General features: G+C 60.8%; 19 protein-coding genes. 7 read left to right on the top strand and 12 right to left on the bottom strand.

Translation table 11 applies throughout. From position 1 onward, the window contains the following. Positions 1-2: 2 nt before the first annotated feature. Together E3Z29_RS19635 and E3Z29_RS19630 are read right to left on the bottom strand one after the other, a co-directional pair. Entirely contained in the window at positions 3-608 is a 606-nt protein-coding gene (locus E3Z29_RS19635; RefSeq protein ID WP_134786682.1) for a glutathione S-transferase, read from the bottom strand. Positions 609-669: 61 nt separating this feature from the next. Continuing rightward, positions 670-1578: a MurR/RpiR family transcriptional regulator gene (locus tag E3Z29_RS19630; protein WP_134786681.1), complete on the bottom strand. Its 909-nt coding sequence runs from the start codon at positions 1576-1578 to the stop codon at positions 670-672. 414 nt (positions 1579-1992) lie between these two features. On the opposite strand from E3Z29_RS19630, the gene E3Z29_RS19625 reads away from it, so the two are divergent. From E3Z29_RS19625 to E3Z29_RS19615, 3 genes are all read left to right on the top strand, one after another. After that, positions 1993-2397, top strand: coding sequence for a TraR/DksA family transcriptional regulator (locus E3Z29_RS19625; RefSeq protein ID WP_003225981.1), 405 nt, complete (start codon positions 1993-1995; stop codon positions 2395-2397). Between the two features lie 248 nt (positions 2398-2645). Further along, positions 2646-4250, top strand: coding sequence for a methyl-accepting chemotaxis protein (locus tag E3Z29_RS19620; protein ID WP_134786680.1), 1605 nt, complete (start codon positions 2646-2648; stop codon positions 4248-4250). A gap of 112 nt (positions 4251-4362) precedes the next feature. Beyond that, complete coding sequence (locus E3Z29_RS19615; protein ID WP_007966907.1) at positions 4363-4563, top strand: hypothetical protein; 201 nt, start codon at positions 4363-4365, stop codon at positions 4561-4563. Between the two features lie 6 nt (positions 4564-4569). On the opposite strand, the gene E3Z29_RS19610 is transcribed toward E3Z29_RS19615, so the two are convergent. Both E3Z29_RS19610 and E3Z29_RS19605 read right to left on the bottom strand, forming a co-directional pair. After that, positions 4570-4806 carry a DUF2789 family protein gene (locus E3Z29_RS19610; RefSeq protein ID WP_098964389.1) on the bottom strand — a complete coding sequence of 79 codons (237 nt, stop codon included), beginning with the start codon at positions 4804-4806 and terminating at the stop codon, positions 4570-4572. Between the two features lie 46 nt (positions 4807-4852). Then, on the bottom strand, positions 4853-5128 hold the full coding sequence (locus tag E3Z29_RS19605; protein WP_098964388.1) for a hypothetical protein: 276 nt from the start codon (positions 5126-5128) through the stop codon (positions 4853-4855). Between the two features lie 401 nt (positions 5129-5529). Between E3Z29_RS19605 and E3Z29_RS19600 the strand changes: the two genes are divergently transcribed. From E3Z29_RS19600 to E3Z29_RS19590, 3 genes are all read left to right on the top strand, one after another. Then, positions 5530-6000, top strand: coding sequence for a hypothetical protein (locus tag E3Z29_RS19600; protein WP_007966910.1), 471 nt, complete (start codon positions 5530-5532; stop codon positions 5998-6000). 8 nt (positions 6001-6008) lie between these two features. Then, the gene (locus tag E3Z29_RS19595) at positions 6009-6206 is read left to right on the top strand and encodes a hypothetical protein (RefSeq protein ID WP_098968428.1); all 198 of its coding nucleotides are present in this window, start codon (positions 6009-6011) and stop codon (positions 6204-6206) included. A 127-nt stretch (positions 6207-6333) separates the two neighbouring features. Next, positions 6334-7350, top strand: a complete 1017-nt coding sequence (locus E3Z29_RS19590) for an ABC transporter substrate-binding protein (RefSeq protein ID WP_097090304.1) — start codon at positions 6334-6336, stop codon at positions 7348-7350. 139 nt (positions 7351-7489) lie between these two features. Here E3Z29_RS19590 and E3Z29_RS19585 read toward each other — a convergent pair whose 3' ends face one another. Together E3Z29_RS19585 and E3Z29_RS19580 are read right to left on the bottom strand one after the other, a co-directional pair. After that, positions 7490-9622: a TonB-dependent siderophore receptor gene (locus E3Z29_RS19585; protein WP_134786679.1), complete on the bottom strand. Its 2133-nt coding sequence runs from the start codon at positions 9620-9622 to the stop codon at positions 7490-7492. Between the two features lie 92 nt (positions 9623-9714). Then, on the bottom strand, positions 9715-10104 hold the full coding sequence (locus E3Z29_RS19580) for a DUF2946 domain-containing protein (RefSeq protein ID WP_097090306.1): 390 nt from the start codon (positions 10102-10104) through the stop codon (positions 9715-9717). A 94-nt stretch (positions 10105-10198) separates the two neighbouring features. Here E3Z29_RS19580 and E3Z29_RS19575 point away from each other — a divergent pair, with 94 nt between their 5' ends. Further along, positions 10199-10639, top strand: a complete 441-nt coding sequence (locus E3Z29_RS19575; RefSeq protein WP_098964385.1) for a DUF3995 domain-containing protein — start codon at positions 10199-10201, stop codon at positions 10637-10639. A 127-nt stretch (positions 10640-10766) separates the two neighbouring features. Here E3Z29_RS19575 and E3Z29_RS19570 read toward each other — a convergent pair whose 3' ends face one another. Genes E3Z29_RS19570 through E3Z29_RS19545 form a run of 6 tightly spaced genes read right to left on the bottom strand, consistent with a single transcriptional unit; the run spans position 10767 to position 16824 of the window. Next, positions 10767-11129 (bottom strand): Na+/H+ antiporter subunit G, encoded by a 363-nt coding sequence (locus E3Z29_RS19570; protein WP_027612967.1) that lies wholly within the window; start codon positions 11127-11129, stop codon positions 10767-10769. Continuing rightward, a complete protein-coding gene (locus tag E3Z29_RS19565; RefSeq protein ID WP_003225959.1) occupies positions 11126-11404 on the bottom strand; it encodes a K+/H+ antiporter subunit F in 279 nt (92 codons plus the stop codon). The genes E3Z29_RS19570 and E3Z29_RS19565 overlap by 4 nt, the downstream gene beginning before the upstream one ends. Further along, positions 11401-11889 (bottom strand): Na+/H+ antiporter subunit E, encoded by a 489-nt coding sequence (locus tag E3Z29_RS19560; RefSeq protein WP_134786678.1) that lies wholly within the window; start codon positions 11887-11889, stop codon positions 11401-11403. Before E3Z29_RS19560 ends, E3Z29_RS19565 begins: the two co-directional genes overlap by 4 nt. Next, entirely contained in the window at positions 11886-13565 is a 1680-nt protein-coding gene (locus E3Z29_RS19555; RefSeq protein ID WP_098964383.1) for a monovalent cation/H+ antiporter subunit D, read from the bottom strand. Before E3Z29_RS19555 ends, E3Z29_RS19560 begins: the two co-directional genes overlap by 4 nt. Beyond that, positions 13562-13906 carry a Na+/H+ antiporter subunit C gene (locus E3Z29_RS19550; protein WP_003225953.1) on the bottom strand — a complete coding sequence of 115 codons (345 nt, stop codon included), beginning with the start codon at positions 13904-13906 and terminating at the stop codon, positions 13562-13564. Before E3Z29_RS19550 ends, E3Z29_RS19555 begins: the two co-directional genes overlap by 4 nt. Next, the gene (locus E3Z29_RS19545; RefSeq protein ID WP_134786677.1) at positions 13906-16824 is read right to left on the bottom strand and encodes a monovalent cation/H+ antiporter subunit A; all 2919 of its coding nucleotides are present in this window, start codon (positions 16822-16824) and stop codon (positions 13906-13908) included. The genes E3Z29_RS19550 and E3Z29_RS19545 overlap by 1 nt, the downstream gene beginning before the upstream one ends. Between the last annotated feature and the right edge of the window lie 214 nt (positions 16825-17038).

Below are 17038 nucleotides of genomic sequence, written 5' to 3'. Positions count from 1 at the left end.
GGTCAGGTCATCGGGGTGCTGACGAACGCTTCGAGGGTTTCGGCGTACGCGGTGTATTGGGCGATGTGCGGGTAGCGGCGGGTGTCGATCTGGTCGGGAACGACGAGGTCGGTGAAGCTCCAGGCGACGGCGAGACTGATGCCGGCCTGGGTGAGGGTGCCGTCGGTGGGCAGGCCGGTTTTTTCCAGTTCCTGTTCGAGGGCGGTGAACGCGGCGGCGAGTTGGCCTTCGACGCGTTCGACCCACGGTTGGTATTGAATGTCGGCCGGGCGCAGGTTGCGTTCGTAGTAGAGCTGCACGGCTTTTTCGCAGGCGGCGAGGCTGAGGCCGATCAGGCGCAGGGCGTGGGCGCGTTGTTTGAGGTCGGTCGGCAGCAGGCTTTTGCCGCTGGCGGCTTCTAGGTAGTCGAGGATGAGGGTGGAGTCCATCAGGACCACGCCGTCATCGAGGATCAGCGTAGGCGCCTTGACCACCGGGTTGATCTGCTGGAATTGCTCGAAGTGGCGGAACACCGAGACCGATTCATGTTCGAGGTCGATGCCGAGGCGTTTGGCGGAGATCGCCACGCGGCGCACGTAAGGGGAGTCCAGCATGCCGATCAGTTTCATGACGCGTTCCTTCAAGTCGAACCGGTGGGAAGGCATAACCTAGCCGAGCCTGAGGTAAATGTCAGTCGTCAAAACCGGCTTGTTCGTGAATCTCATCCACATTCAATTCCAGCCGATACGCCACCGCCACAAATAACGCCTGACACAAACACAAGGTCGCACTCAGCGAACGGAACGCCAATGCGCTGCCCTCATTCACCAGCAGCAGGCTGTTGGCGTTTTTGGCCAATGGCGAGAGGTGGCTGTCGGTGAGGATCAGGGTGTTGGCCTGTTGCTGGCGGGCGTAGCGCAGGCAGTGCTGGGTTTCCTTGGCGTAGGGGGTGAAGCTGATGGCGATCACCAAATCGCCGCTACGCACGCTGCGCATCTGCTCGCGATAACTGCCGCCCAGCCCGGAAACCAGGTGAATGCGCTTGTGAGTATGTTGCAAGTTGTAAACGAGGTAGTCGGCGACGGCGAAGGAGCGGCGCACGCCGACGACATAGATGTTGTCGGCGTTGACGATCAGGTCGACGGCTTTTTCGAACGCGACGTCGTCGAGTTCGCGGCCCAGGCGTTCGATGCCGGAGCGGGTGGCGTCGATGCATTCGCGGGCGAGGTCGCCGTCGCTGGCCTGCTGCGACTGGTTGGCGATCATGCTGCGGATGCGTTGCTGGTAGTTGTGCACCGGCGAGGCTTTGTGGGTGTAGGCGGCGCGGAATAGCGCCTGCATTTCGCTGAAGCCGCTGAAGCCGAAGCGTTGCGAGAAACGCACGATGGCGGATGGGTGCACCTCGCATTCCCGGGCGATGTCGCTGATGCGATCGACCATGATCCGGTCGCTTTGCTGGCTCATGTAGCTGGCGATGCGCTTGAGTTGGCGCGGCAGGGTGTCGTATTCCTCGGTGATCAGTTGCAGCAGACGCTCGGCATTGATCGGGGGGCTGGCGAGAGGGCGCTCGTCGTTGGCCGGCAGATCGGGGCGGGGCATAAGTCTTCCTTCAGGCTGATCAAATCACACAAAGTGCTGGGTTGTGGCTGATGTTAGGAGGGCTTTTGGGGTTCTGCTTGGCTGAAACGATGCACCGGGAGTAGAAAAATTCGCGATGAGACGCCAGCGGTTAGCCGTTTGTCTTCTATATACAGCCGTTGGACTGAATTTCTTGCTATAAACGCACTCCGATGACCGCCATGAAGCCTGTGTCAGACCCGTTTACGGCTGTTGTCGGACAAATTCCCGGTATTTACAGTTGCTGAGGCCTCAAACGGGCCTTAGACTGCCGCCCCTTCGTAAATTGAGTGCCGGGTGGCGTTTGCAATAAACGATGCCTTTTCGTCGACCGGACACGGTTCGCCGGAACGCTCCCTATTTCGCCTTAATGCACGTTTTTTTATAGAGATATCAATGACAAAGGACAAGTTGCTGGCCATGCCGGCAGATGACTACATGAATGCCGAGCAACACGCTTTCTTCACTGAGCTGTTGCAGAACATGAAAGTCGAAACCCACGAGCGCATTGAGCAAAACCGTATCGCCATCGAAAGCCTGGACACTCCGGCCGACCCGGCGGACGCGGCTTCGGTTGAAGAAGAGCGCACCTGGCTGGTGAACGCGATCGATCGCGACCAGCGCATGCTGCCGCAACTGGAACAAGCCCTTGAGCGCATCAAGGAAGACAGTTTTGGCTGGTGCGACGACAGCGGCGAGGCCATCGGCCTGAAACGCCTGTTGATCAGCCCGACCACCAAGTACTGCATCGAAGCTCAAGAGCGTCACGAGCAGATCGACAAGCACCAGCGTCAGGCCTGATTCCATGGCTGCCCCCTGAATCGGGGGCGCCTGCAAAAGATCGCAGCCTTCGGCAGCTCCTACAGAGGTTCACGTGAACCCATGTAGGAGCTGCCGAAGGCTGCGATCTTTGCTTTTGCTCGTCCGCGATATTTTGCGCGTCGTTCCATTGACCTGCTGCAGACTCCACGACTAACGGACCATGGATAATGGCGTTCTAGTGGCGTTTAATGCAGTCACAACAATGAGAACAAGCGTGGGGTGTTGAAATGACGAGAGATGGATCTCTGGTTGGGGCTTTGCCCGCACCAGTGCTGTTGCCGAAAAACCGCTGGATCGCTCCGACCCTGCAAAGCATCGCCCTGATGCTGTTGCTCGCCGGCATGACGCTGGGTGGATGGTCGCTGTACATCGGCCTGCCGCTGGCGGTGCTGATTGTCTGGTTGCCGCGCCTGCGCTCGCGGGCCACCCCTGATGCTGCGCCTGTCGATGCCGGTAGCGCGATTTCTGAACTCACCCGCGATCTTTCCTACACCACCAGTCATAACGCACTGTCAGCCGCCGGTGTGGCGTTTTCCGTCAAGCAACTGGCGGGCAAACTCGAATCGCAACTCGACGCGGCGGCGCAGATTGTCAGCAACGCCGAAGTGATGATCGCCACCGAACACGCCACTTCGCAGCTCAGTCGTGAAGCGCTGGACGCCGCCAGCGAAGCGCATCACAGCAGCGCGGCGGGGCGCACCGAACTGGTGGATTCGATTGCGCGCATGCATCAACTCAGTCAACGCGCCAACGCCAGTCGTGAGCTGATCGAAGCCCTGAGCCTGCGCAGCGATGACATTCAACGGGTGACCTTGGTGATTCAGTCCATCGCCAGCCAGACCAATCTGCTGGCCCTCAACGCGGCGATTGAAGCGGCGCGGGCTGGCGAGCATGGCCGTGGTTTTGCGGTGGTGGCGGATGAGGTGCGCGGTCTGGCAGCGCGGACGGCCTCGGCGACCGGCGAAGTCGGCGAAATGGTTGCCGACATTCAGCAGCGTACGGCGCAAGTGGTGGAGCAGATCCGCGAGCTGTCCAGCGATCTGCAGACCGGTGTCGAGCAGGTCGAGAACACCGGCCAGCATCTGGAAAACATCGCACGGCTGGCGGCCGGGGTGGAAACCCAGGTCGGCGAAATCGCCCGTGGCGCGGAAACCAATCGCGAGCAGCTCGACAGTTTGTTCAAGGCCATCGAGCAGATGCGCAGCGATCTGGCGATCAGCGATCAACAAACCCGGCGTCTGGCCGAGGCCGCTGTGCAGATGGAAGGGCAGGCGGAAACCATCAGCGAGCGTCTGGCCGAAGTCGGTCTGGATGACTATCACCAGCGCGTCTATGACCTGGCGCGTGAGGGCGCGAGTCAGATTGCGGCGCGGTTCGAGGCGGATGTCGAGCAGGGGCGGATCAGCCTTGAGGATTTGTTCGACCGTCAATATCAACCGATTCCCGGGACGCAGCCGGCGAAGTTTCAGACCCGTTTCGACCGCTACACCGATCAGGTGCTGCCGGCGATCCAGGAGCCGTTGCTGCCGCGCCATGAGGGGTTGGTGTTCGCCATCGCCTGCACGCCGCAGGGTTATGTGCCGACGCACAATCTGGCATTCAGTCAGCCGTTGACCGGTGACCAGCAGATCGACGCGGTGGGTAATCGTACCAAACGCAAGTTCGCCGACCGCACCGGGATTCGCTGCGGCAGCCATCAACAGGCGGTGTTGCTGCAGACCTACACCCGTGACACCGGGGAGCTGATGCACGACTTGTCGGTGCCGATCATGGTCAAGGGCCGGCATTGGGGCGGTCTGCGCCTGGGTTACAAGCCGGAGAATCCGCGCTGATCGATTGTTACCGCTCGCGCAATGAATCTGTGCACGGGCGTTGCTGTTTCCTCTGCGACGAAGTCATTAACATGGCCGTTAGTTAGGTAGCTAATGAAGTCGAGAGGTCAGTATGTGCAGAGTCGATGTCGCGGTGATGATTGGCAGTGGTGTGCCCGCCGGATTGCGCGCGATGGGCCAGAGCGTCTGCTGGGTGGTGTTGCTCAATGGTGAGCGGCGTGGCACCGCGTTCGCCAGTCGCGACGAGGCGGAGGAGTGCAAGGCTGCCTGGCTCGCGCAACTGATGGCCGAGCCTGGCGACAGCCTGCACTGACATTTATTAACGTCCGTCGTGCAGGCGTACGTTCAATTCATCGACCATCACCGCTTCTTCGCCGTCGGCGCGCAGCCACTCCTTCAGCAGTTGCGCCTGTTGCGCTGTCCAGAACTCGGCATCGATCAACTTGGTTTTGGCATCCAGCGGATGCGCTTCGATGAAATCGTCGATTGCCCCGTTTTCCGATGGCAGGCCCAGTTGGTCGAACAGGGTTTTCAGATCATATGCAGGCAGTTCCATCGTGTACTCCTTTTGCGTGTGCCGAAATGGCGCTGTCGCTCGCTCTTTATCTGAGGCAGCCGTTGGGCAAGAGTTCGATCCGTGATTCAAGCAAGCGGGCGAGGGCGCACGCTTCGTTATGGTCTTCGCGGAAACCTCTTACACGGCCGGTGGAAGATTCCTTGATATGAAAGAACGCATTACCTGCCGGGACCACCTGAAATCGCGGGGTCTGGACGCTTTGTGCGTATTGCGCAAGTTCCGGCAAATCAGTGCCGTGCAGCACGAAAGGCGTATCCATGACTGGTTTGGAGGGCTGGGCAAAGTGAGTCAGAGTGCACATATGAAGTCCTTTTCATGAGATAGCCGACGGTTACAGGTCGGTTCGGGTAGTCGGAAGCAGCATCGCTGCTCTAGAATCGCCAGTGTCTGCTGGCGACAGGTGCCTATCTAAAGCAATTTTTTACCGGCGATATGTCGGAAAAGGGCTTTTTTTCGTCAGTTTTTTCCCTAAAGTTTGTAGTCCGTCTTCGTTGCGCTTCAATGAAGATTTTTCCTTCAAGGCCTGGCGAACATCGAGGCAAGTTTCTCGCCTGACTTTCCAGTAGTCTTGCGAACTTGTGATGTATGGGCGCTCCGCTTGTTTCAGGTGTACTGAAGTCATTCGGTAACAGCATCGGCCTGGCCGTTTTTTTGCCGTGCGCGTTTTGGCGCGGGTACTTTTCCAGATGTGGGGATGTTTCTTTGGCAGTCAGTAACCTCGATATGCATGCTTTGTTCGTGTTGGGTGATTTGCGTGCAAAGCTGGTCAAGCTGTTCCAGTCGCGTTTTGTTTACATCACCGAACAGAACGCCGAAGGCATTTACGTGGCCGAGATCGACACCGAAAGTGCGTTGGTGGTTGATGACAAACCGGGGCTCAAGCTCAAGGTCGGCGATCATTTCAGCGCGGCCGTGCTGCCCAGCCGTGAAGGCGGCAAGATGGACATTCGCTTTCGCGAAATCAAGCTGACGGTCTACGGCCTGGGCGATTACGCCTTTGTCGATACAGCGGACGGCCACGCGATCCTGTTCAAGGAAGGCCACAGCGTGGTGACGGTGTTTGCCGCACACCAGCAACTGCAGGAAGGCCTGACCAAGACCCTGAAAGCCGTTACCGGTAAAGCGGCGAAGTGGCGCAAGGGCGAACTGATCACGTTCAAGGCCAGCGAGTGATCGGTGGTGTGAGTCGCGCCGACTTCCATTCGCAGAACCTCGACCGCGCACGTGAAGAGGCATTGCGCCTGTTCAACGCCAAAGCCGAATTGCAGGGCGCGTGGCTGAGCTGGGTGGCAGCGCAGATCTACACCTTGCGGCCTGCGGAATACGCCAGCATGGTCAGACGCGAGCTGCAAAGCTTGCAGGAAAAGTCTGAAACATAACCTCGCCGGGATTGGCCCCGGAAAAAGCAGGAACCTCGGCTACAGTCAGTTGACTGAGTATTCAGAGGCTTGCGGTCTTCTGCCAGGCCATCCTGCTATTGCTGTGAACAGCACGAGGTGCAAAAGCATGAAAGGAATTCGACGGCTATTGGCCGCCAGCGTGGTTTCGTTCGGTGTACTGACGGCCGCGCAGCCGGCAGCGGCGGCACAGGCACCGATTCATTTTGCCGACCTGAACTGGGAAAGCGGCAGCCTGATCACCGATGTCCTGCGGATCATCGTCGAGAAGGGCTATGGCCTGCCGACCGATACGCTGCCGGGCACCACCATCACCCTGGAAACCGCGCTGGCCAATAATGACATTCAGGTCATTGGCGAAGAGTGGGCCGGGCGCAGTCCGGTGTGGGTCAAGGCGGAGGCGGAGGGCAAAGTCGTCAGTCTTGGCGATACGGTCAAAGGCGCCACTGAAGGCTGGTGGGTGCCGGAATATGTGATCAAGGGTGACCCGGCCAAGGGCATCAAGCCGCTGGCACCGGACCTGCGCAGTGTCAGTGATCTGAAGAAATACAAGGACGTGTTCAAGGACCCGGAAAATCCGAGCAAGGGTCGGTTCCTCAACAGCCCGATCGGCTGGACCTCGGAAGTGGTGAACAAGCAGAAGCTGACCGCTTACGGCCTGCAGGACGATTACACCAATTTCCGCAGTGGATCGGGCGCGGCGCTGGATGCCGAGATCAGCTCTTCGATCCGTCGGGGCAAACCGGTGCTGTTCTATTACTGGTCGCCGACGCCATTGCTGGGCAAATTCAAACTGGTGCAGTTGGAAGAGCCACCGTTCGATGCCGAGGCGTGGAAGACCCTGACCGATGCCGATAACCCCAATCCGAAACCGACCCGTTCGCTGGCATCGAAGCTGTCGATTGGCGTGTCTACGCCGTTCCAGAAGCAGTATCCGCAGATCGCGGATTTCTTCAGCAAGGTGGATTTCCCGATCGAGCCGCTGAACAAGGCGTTGGCCGAGATGAGCGAGAAACACACCGCACCACGGCAGGCGGCTGAGGCCTTCATGAAGGCGCATCCGGAGGTGTGGCAGGCTTGGGTGCCGAAGGATGTGGCGGAGAAGGTGGCGGCTGATCTGAAATAGATAGTTGAGACTGCTGGCCTCTTCGCGAGCAAGCCCGCTCCCACAATTGGAGCGCTCTGTCCTGTGGGAGCAGTCTCACTCCCACAATTGGAACGCGTTCTCCTGTGGGAGCGGGCTTGCTCGCGAAGCTTTCATGCTTTTAGAACTTCGTTTGCACCGCCAATTCAAAGGTACGCGGCGTACCCAGATAGTAAGCCGGCGATACATGCGCAAACTCGGCATACACCTCGTTGGTCAGGTTACGCACTCGCCCGGTAACGGTGGTGTGCGAGTCGACCTTGTAGCTGAGGAAGCTGCCGAACAGTGTGTACGACGGCACGGTCATGGTGTTCGCCGTGTCCGCATATACTGACGCCACATACCGCGCATCGACCCCACCTTGCCATTGCGGCGAAAAATCATAAGTCAGCCATAGATTGCCGACCCGATCCGGGACGTTGGTCGGTGTGTTGCCCTTGCGCGACACCACTACGCCGGCGGCATTCTTTTCGGTGAAGTCGTCGTATTGCGCATCGACCCAGGCGAAGTTGCCTTCGGCCAACAGCTTGTCGGTAATCCGCAGGGAGCTGGCAATCTCGATGCCTGTCGAAGTTTGCTGTCCTACCGGGATGCTGCTGGTAGGGTCCAGCGGGTCAGTCACAGCAAAGTCTTTGCGCTCGATGGTGTAGGCGGCAACCGTCGCCGAGCCACGGCCGCTGAGGTAGTCGAACTTGCTGCCGATTTCCCACTGCTTGCCGGTGGAAACATCGAAGTCCTGCGTGCCGTTCGGTTGCTCGGCGGCGGTGCTGTATTGCACGTAGACGTTGGCGGATGGAATGAACTGGTAGGTAAGGCCGACACGCCCGGTGACCGGCTCCCAGCTGCGTTTGAGATGCTTCGGATTGGCGGCCGTCACGGTGCGATGGTTGGTCACGTCGAGGTCGATGTCGTCGTAACGCAGGCCGGTGAGCAACGCCAGTTTGTCGGTCAGTGCCAGGCGGTTTTCCACGAACAGCGCCTTGGTGGTGACCTCGTTGGTCTTGTCGCTGATCAGTGTCGGGTTGGTGCCGGGAATATCGTAGAAATGCCCCGGACGGTAGTTGTTCGGATCGACCGTGCTTGGGCCTTTGATATTCAGCGGCGAGTTGGTGGTCTGGTTGACCTTGTACTCGAAACCACCGGACCAAGTGGTGTCGAGGCCGAGCAGGGTATTGTCGTGGCGCAGTTCGAACTGGTTGCCGTTCTGCTCACCCTGATGCCGCACTTGATAGGCGGTGGAGCGATTCACCGCCGTGTTGTCAGCGTTGTACTGATAGGTCTCGAGGTTGCGGTAGTCTCGCTGGCTGTCGAGGTGATACAGCGTATTGCGCAGAGTGGTGCTGTCGTTGATCCGGTAGTCGATGATCGAGCGCACCCAGATCGTGCGCTGTTCGTAGCGCCCGTCCTCGACGTTGTAGTTGTTGAAGCGATTGTGTTTGTCGATCTTCAACTCGCCGGCTTTGGGGTTGAGCACCGGCGTGCCCCAGTACGGGCTGTCTTCGTGTTCGTCCTGATATTCCAGGGCCAGGGTGTGCGACAGATTCGGCGTGAGGTCGCTGAGCAACGAGAACGCCACGCTCCAGGCATCGCGCTCCTGACGGTCGATGTAGCCGTTGCTGGTGTTGTGGCTGACATCGAGCCGCGCGTAGTGCTGCACGTCGGCGCTCGGGTCGGTCAGCGCGTGGTTGAGGCCGAACGCGGTTTCGGTGGTGTCGTAACTGCCGTAGCTGACGCGACCTTCAGCGGCTTGTTCGTCGCGAGTTGCCAGTTTGGTCACGTAGTTCAGCGACCCCCCCACCGAGCCTGCGCCGTTGATCAGTGACGAAGGCCCGCCCACCAGCTCGACCCGATCATAGATCCATGAATCCACCGGTCGGGCGAGGCCGCCGGAGACGGTGACGCCGTTGAACATCTGAGTGATCTGGCTACTGGTGAAACCGCGATAGGAGACGAATCCGCCAAAGCCCGGTGGTGCGCTGGCATTGACCCCGGTCAGGGTGTTGGCGGCGTCTTGAAAGTTCTGTGCGCCGTGGCGTTCGATGTCGTTGCGGTTGGCGACGGCCACTGACGCAGGTGTGTCGCGCACGCTGAGACCGAGGCGCGAGGCCATGCCGCTGGATTGATCGAGGCTCAGGCCTGGTTCGCTGGTGGATTCGCCGTCGATGGTGATCGGCGCCAGGTCTACAGTGGATTGCGCCCAGGCGTTAAGGGACAGGCAGCCGCACAGGCTCGCCAGCAGAGGAATATGTTTCATCGTTGAATCCTGAATGCTTGTCTAGGAATCAGCGCACAGGCGAACGCCGCGCGTTGGCGCAGTGGGCTGAAAAATCAAAAAGGCAAAGACACTCAGGCGAGCGGTGGGGCGCGAGGATTGGCCGAGGGCCAGGTGAAGCGGGCAGGGAGGTCAGCACTGACGATGGGCGCCAGCGGCGGGCTGTGCTGTTCGGGCAGCACCGCGAGGGTCAGGCTGGAGTTGAACGCCGGGCCCATGCCGCCGCCGACCGAGCACAGCGGACAGCCGAACGCCTTCGACAGGGTCGGCAATTGTTCTTCGCCGGGATTGCTGGTCAGTGGCGCTTGGGTGGCCGGGTCGACCGTACAGAACTGCCCGCCGATGCCGTTGAGCTGCATCCCGACCATTTGCCCGTGACCGATGCTGCAGGCGAACACGTTGAACAGGACGCAGCAATAAAGCATCCAGGCCAGCAGTGAGCGATCGGAACGGGTGAATTTCATGGTGCGGCACTTTACCGTACCGCTGATCGGTCGTGCACTTCAAAAAATGCCGACTAGGATGTTTTGTTCAAATCCCTTGAAAGGATTCTCGACCATGACCTTTGTGTTGGCTCAATGGCTGGTGACGATATTTGCAGCAATCGCCCTGGTACACGTGTATTGGGCGCTGGGTGGGCAATGGGCGGCGGTGGCGGCGGTACCGCAAGTGCCGGTGCGAGGACTGGTGGCGACGGTGCGACCGGCGTTCAAACCGTCAGGCTGGATTACCTTGCTGGTAGCGGCAGCATTGTTGGTGATTGCCGCACTGGTGTGCATGCGCGTCGGCTGGGGCATGCCGGCGGTGCATCACAAAGCGTTGCAATGGGTGATCAGTGCGATTGCGTTATTGATGTTCGCCCGGGCGATCGGCGATTCGAATCTGGTGGGGTTTTTCAAGGAAGTGAAGGGGTCGCGGTTTGCGCGGCTGGATACCTGGGTGTATTCGCCGCTGTGTCTGGTGTTGGGGGCGGGGTTGTTGGCGGTGGCTTGGGTCTGACCCGGTTCATGTGTTGGCAATACCGGCCTCTTCGCGAGCAAGCCCGCTCCCACAGGGGAAATGCATTCCAAATGTGGGAGCGGGCTTGCTCGCGAAGAGGCCAGTTCAGACACCCTAGATGTAGAAACTAACTACCACTCTCGGTGCGGCGACTACTCACCTCAGCCGGCACATCATCCCCGGCCATGCGCTTGCGGAACAAAGCCGCCCGCGCCAGCAGCAACGTAGTCACCGGCACGGTAATCGCCAGCAGAATCGGAATCAGCCAGGCATGCATCACCGGCCCGGACTTGAGTGCAGAAAAACAGATGATCGAAGCCAGCGCCACGCACCACGCGCCCAGTGTCGAGGCCAGCGCCGGCGGGTGCATGCGCTGAAAATAATCCTTCATGCGCAGCAATCCGGTCGCGCCAATCAGTGCAAACACCCCGCTGAGCACCAGCAGGATCGCCACCGGAATCTCCACCCACAATGACAATTCAGCATTCATTCGATCACCTCGCCACGCAGCAGGAATTTCGCCAGGGCAAACGAGCCGACGAAGCCGAACAGCGCGATCAGCAGCGCCGCCTCGAAATAAGTGTCACTGGAATAACGAATGCCCAGGGTCAGCATCATCAGCATGGCGACGATGTACAGGTAATCCAGCGCGAGTACCCGATCCTGTGCCGACGGCCCCTTGAACAGGCGAATCAAGGTCAGGACCATTGCCAGCGAGAACAGGAACAGCGTCAGCAGAATCGCGTTCGACAGCAGCGGGCTCATTCGAAAATCTCCATCAACGGCTGCTCGTAGGCAGTCTTGAAGTGGTGGATGAAGTGCGCCTCGTCATCCAGATCCCAAACATGCAGCAGCAGAATGCTGCGATCCAGCGCCAGCTCCGACCACACGGTGCCGGGCACCACGGTGCAAATCATCGCCAGAGCGGCCAGACCGTGGGCGTCGCGCAGGTCCAGCGGGACTTTGACGAAGCGCGATCGCGGCGGGCGGCGACCGGCGTTGATCACGCCCCAGGCGACGATCAGGTTGGAGAGGATCACGTCACGACCGACCATCACGAACAGGCGCAAAATCGTCAGCGGACGGCGGATGCGCACCTGTTTCGGGCGCAGCTTGCGCATCATCAACGGTGCGGCGAACCCGAGGATTGCACCGAGCAGCAGGTTGCCCTGGCTGACGGAGAGGTTCAGCGTCAACCACAAAACCCACAACGCCAGTGACAGCAACGGTGCCGGAAATACGCGCTTCATGGCTGCACCTCCAGCATCGCCGCTTTGGCTTCAGGGCTGGGAACGGCGCGGGTGCCGAGCACCGCCATCACGTATTGCTGCGGGTTGTTCAGCGCGTCGGCGGTGGCCTGGGTGTAACGCAGCAGCGGTTCGGCCTTGAAGGTCAGCGCGATGCTCAGCCCCAGCAACAGGAAGATCGGTGCGCATTCAAGCTTGCGCAGCAGCGGCGAAGGGCGCTCCTCGGGCGTCCAGAAACGCTGGATGCCCATGCGCGCGAATGCCATCAACGAGGCCAGTCCGGAGAGGATCAGCAGCGCCAGCAACGCCCATGCAGCGTTCGAGATCGGTGCCTCGCCGCCCAGCCCCAGCGGATTGAGCAGCGCACCGATCAGGTTGAGCTTGCCGATGAATCCGGACAGCGGCGGCATGCCGATGATCAGCAGCGCGCAGGCAATGAAACTCAAGCCGAGAAACGCCATGGTCCACGGGATGACCTGACCGACCACGGCTTTCTGCTCGTCATCGAGGTTGATGCCCTTGGGCGGTTGCAGCGATTCCTGCGGACGCGGCAGCAACTCGCTTTCATCCTCCAGCGGGATTTCGTTGGCCGAACGCGAACGCTCGATCAACTCCGCCAGCAGGAACAGCGCACTCAGTGCCAGGGTCGAGCTGACCAGATAGAACAGCGCCGCGCCGATCAGGTTTGGCTGGGCGAAACCCACCGCCGACAACAGAATCCCGGCCGACACCAGAATGCTCAGGCTGGCCATGCGCTCCAGACGTTGCGCGGCGAGAATCGCCAGCGCTGCGCAGGCGATGGTCGCCATGCCGCCGTAGATCAGCCAGTCGCCACCGAAGAAGGCCGAGGCCCCGGCCTGACTGGAAAACAGCAGCGTCCACAGGCGCAGCAGGGTGTAGACGCCGACCTTGGTCATGATCGCGAACATCGCCGCCACCGGCGCGCTGGCCGAGGAGTAGGCCGGCACCAGCCAGAAGTTCAGCGGCCACATGCCGGCCTTCGCCAGAAACGCCACCGCAAGAATCCCCGCGCCAGCATGCAGCAAGCCACGGTCGGCTTCCGGCACCAGCGGAATCTTCAGCGCCAGATCGGCCATGTTCAGCGTACCGGTGACGCCATAGATCAGCGCCGCGCCAATCAGAAACAGCGACGAGGCCAGCAGGTTGATCGAGATGTAATGTAGGCCCGACGACACCCGCGCCCGACCCGAGCCGTGCAGCAACAGGCCATACGAGGCGGCGAGCAGCACCTCGAAGAACACGAACAGGTTGAACAGGTCGGCGGTGAGGAAGGCCCCATACAGGCCCATCAGCTGAATCTGGAACAAAGCGTGGAAGCTCGATCCCGCGCCGTCCCAACGCGCCATGGCGAACAACAGGGCGCTGACGCCGATGATCCCGGTCAACACCAGCATCAAGGCCGAGAGGCGATCAACCACCAGCACGATGCCGAACGGCGCCTGCCAGTTGCCCGGCAGGTACACGCCGATGGAACCGGGCACGCCGGTGGTTTGCGTCCACTGCAGCAGCATCACCGAAATGAACAAGCCGACGAGGCTGGAGAACAGATTGATTTTCGCCTTCAGCGGCCGATGCTTCTCGCCGAGCATCAACATGATGGCGGCGGTCAGCAGCGGCAGCAGGATCGGTGCGGCGATCAGGTGAGTCATCGCCATCATTCCTTGGGCTCCCGGCCGTCGACGTGGTCGGTGCCGGTCAGGCCCCGCGACGCCAGCAGCACCACCAGGAACAGCGCGGTCATGGCGAAGCTGATGACGATCGCGGTCAGCACCAGGGCCTGTGGCAGCGGATCGGTGTAGTGCAGCAGGTCCTGGGTCACGCCGTCCTTGATCACCGGCTCTTTACCGATGAACAGGCTGCCCATGCTGAAGATGAACAGGTTGACCGCGTAGGACAACAGGCACAGGCCCATGACCACCTGAAATGTCCGTGGCCGCAGCACCAGCCAGACCCCGGAGGCGGCGAGCACGCCGATGGCGATTGCGATGACTTCTTCCATCAGACGGCTCCTTTGCTGGCGACGGACTTGGGCAGCGACGCGGTTTTGTGACCACGCACCGATTGGTGGGCGAGGGCGGTGAGGATCAGCAGCGTCGAGCCCACGACCACGGCGTACACGCCGATATCGAAGAACAGCGCGCTGGCGATATGGATCTCACCCAGCAGCGGCAAGGCGAAATGCCAGGTGTGGGTGGTCAGGAACGGATAACCGACCGCCATGGCGCCGAGGCCGGTGGCGGTGGCGAACAGCAGCCCGGTGCCCATCCAGCGCAGCGGTCGCAGGCTCATTTGCGCTTCGACCCACTGCGTCCCGGCGACCATGTATTGCAGGATGAACGCCACCGACATCACCAGTCCGGCGACGAAACCACCGCCCGGCTGGTTGTGGCCGCGCATGAACAGGTAGCACGACACCACCAGCGCAATCGGCAGCAACAGGCGCACCAGCACCGCCGGCACCATCATGAAGCCGAGCGCGGTGTCGCTGGCGCTGCGCGGGTTGACCAGATCGGTGACCACGTCCGGCGCGAGCAGGCGTTGCTGGGCTGGCAGTTGCAGGCTTTCTTTCGGCGGGCGGAAGCGTCGCAGCAGGGCGAACACGGTGAGCGCCACGGCCACCAGCACGGTGATTTCACCGAGGGTGTCGAAGCCGCGGAAGTCCACCAGCATCACGTTGACCACGTTGCTGCCACCGCCCTCGGGCATGGCCCGGCTGAGGTAGAACGAGGAAATGTCGTTGGGCGTCTGCCGGGTCAGCATCGCGTAGGACAACAGCGCCATGCCGGCGCCGACGGCAATCGACAGCAGCAAGTCGCGCAAGCGCCGCACGCGGGCCTTGCGCAGGCTCGAAGGCAGTGGCGAGACTTCTTCAATCCGCCGGGGCAGCCAGCGCAGGCCGAGCAGGATCAGCACCGTGGTCACCACTTCCACCGCCAGTTGCGTCAGGGCCAGATCCGGCGCCGAGAACCAGACGAAGGTCACGCAGGTCATCAACCCGCAGACGCTGACCATGGTCAGGGCGGCGAGACGGTGATACTTGGCCTGCCATGCGGCGCCGAGGGCGCAAGCGATTGCCAGCAGCCACAGGGTGACGAACACGATCGAACCCGGAATCTTCGGCCGGTCGCCCCAGCTCAGGCTGCTGTGCAACATCGGGATCAGGCCGGCGAGCACTGCCGCCAGGACCATCAGGAACAGTTGCATTTGCAGGCGGCGGGTGCCGAGTCGGCGTTCTACCCGACGGGCCATTCGCATCATCAGCACCAGACTGCGCTCGAACAGGCGCTTGCCGTTGAAGCGACCCACCAACGGTGGGTATTTGAAGCGACCACGCTTGAGCTGGTTGCGCAGCAGCAGATAGACCACGATGCCGCCGGACATGGCGATCAGGCTCATGATCATCGGCGCGTTGAGACCATGCCAGATCGCCAGGCTGTATTCCGGCAGCGTCCCGCCCACCACCGGCAGCGCGGCAGCCGCGAGCAGCGGGCCGACCACTTGCGCCGGGAAGATCCCGACGACCAGACAGGTAAACACCAGCAGCTCGACTGGCGCGCGCATCCAGCGCGGCGGTTCGTGCGGGGTGTGCGGTAGGTCGGTGGCGGTAGGGCCGAAAAACACGTCGACGGTAAAGCGCAGCGAGTAGGCGACGCTGAAGGTACCGGCAACGGTCGCGACAATCGGCAACGCTGCTTCGACCCACGCGGTGGCGTTGATGAACACGGTTTCGGCGAAGAACATTTCTTTCGACAGGAAGCCGTTGAGCAGCGGTACGCCGGCCATCGACGCGCTGGCAACCATCGCCAACGTGGCGGTGAACGGAATCAGTTTGATCAGGCCGCTGAGTTTGCGGATGTCACGGGTGCCGCTTTCGTGGTCGATGATCCCGGCGGCCATGAACAGCGACGCCTTGAAGGTCGCGTGGTTGAGAATGTGGAACACCGCGGCAACCGCCGCCAGCGGGCTGTTCAGACCCAGCAGCAAGGTGATCAGGCCCAGATGGCTGATGGTCGAGTAGGCCAGCAGGCCCTTGAGATCGTTCTGGAACATCGCGCAGTAGGCGCCGAGCAACAACGTACACGCACCGGCGCCGCTGACGATGTAGAACCATTCTTCACTGCCGGACAATGACGGCCACAGACGCGCAAGCAGAAACACTCCAGCCTTGACCATGGTCGCCGAGTGCAGATAGGCCGAAACCGGAGTGGGCGCCGCCATGGCGTGCGGTAGCCAGAAATGGAAGGGGAACTGGGCGCTTTTGCTTAGGGCGCCAATGAGCATGAGGGGAAGCAGGATAGGGTAGAGGGCATGTGCGCGAATCTGATCGCCGGCGGCCAAGACCTTGTCCAGGTCATAGCTGCCGACGACATGGCCGAGGATCATGACCCCCGCCAGCAGGCACAATCCTCCCGCACCGGTGACCATCAGCGCCATGTAGGCGCCACGCCGGGCATCGGAGCGGTGGTGCCAGTAGCCGATCAACAGGAACGAGAAGAGGCTGGTCAGCTCCCAGAAGAACACGATCTGGATCAGGTTGCCGGAGATCACCAGCCCGAGCATGGCGCCCATGAACGCCAGGAAAAAGGCGAAGAAGCGCGGCACCGGGTCGTCCGGCGACATGTAATAACGCGCATATAAAGAGACCAGAGCGCCGATGCCCAGCACCAGCAACGAGAACAACCAGGCGAAGCCGTCCATGCGCAGGACGAAATTCAAACCGAGGCTGGGCAGCCACATGAATTCTTCGCGGATCACCCCGCCGTGGGCGATTTGCGGATACAACAGCGCGACCTGCACGGTGCCGATCAGAGCGACCAGACCTGCCAACAGGGATTCAGTATTGCGCGCGTTGTGTGGCAGCACCGCTGCCAGACAGCTGCCAATGAATGGCAGAAGCAGTAGAACTATCAGGGACATAGGCTTCTAATCTGCGGAAGTTTGTGAAGCATCATACGTGCCAGCTCCCTGATTACCAAACGCCAGGATGTCTCAGAATCCTACAAAGTAGTCTGAAAAATTTGGTTTGGCATTGTTTCAGGGGGAGGGATGTTGTGACGGATGGCCCTTTCGCGAGCAAGCCCGCTCCCACATTTGAAATACATTCCAATGTAGGAGCGGGCTTGCTCGCGAA

The sequence above is a fragment of the Pseudomonas sp. S150 genome, assembly GCF_004526365.1.
Taxonomy (GTDB): Bacteria; Pseudomonadota; Gammaproteobacteria; order Pseudomonadales; family Pseudomonadaceae; genus Aquipseudomonas; species Aquipseudomonas putida_A.
Note: the sequence above shows the minus strand (reverse complement) of the source record. Positions and strands in the feature narration are given on the sequence as shown.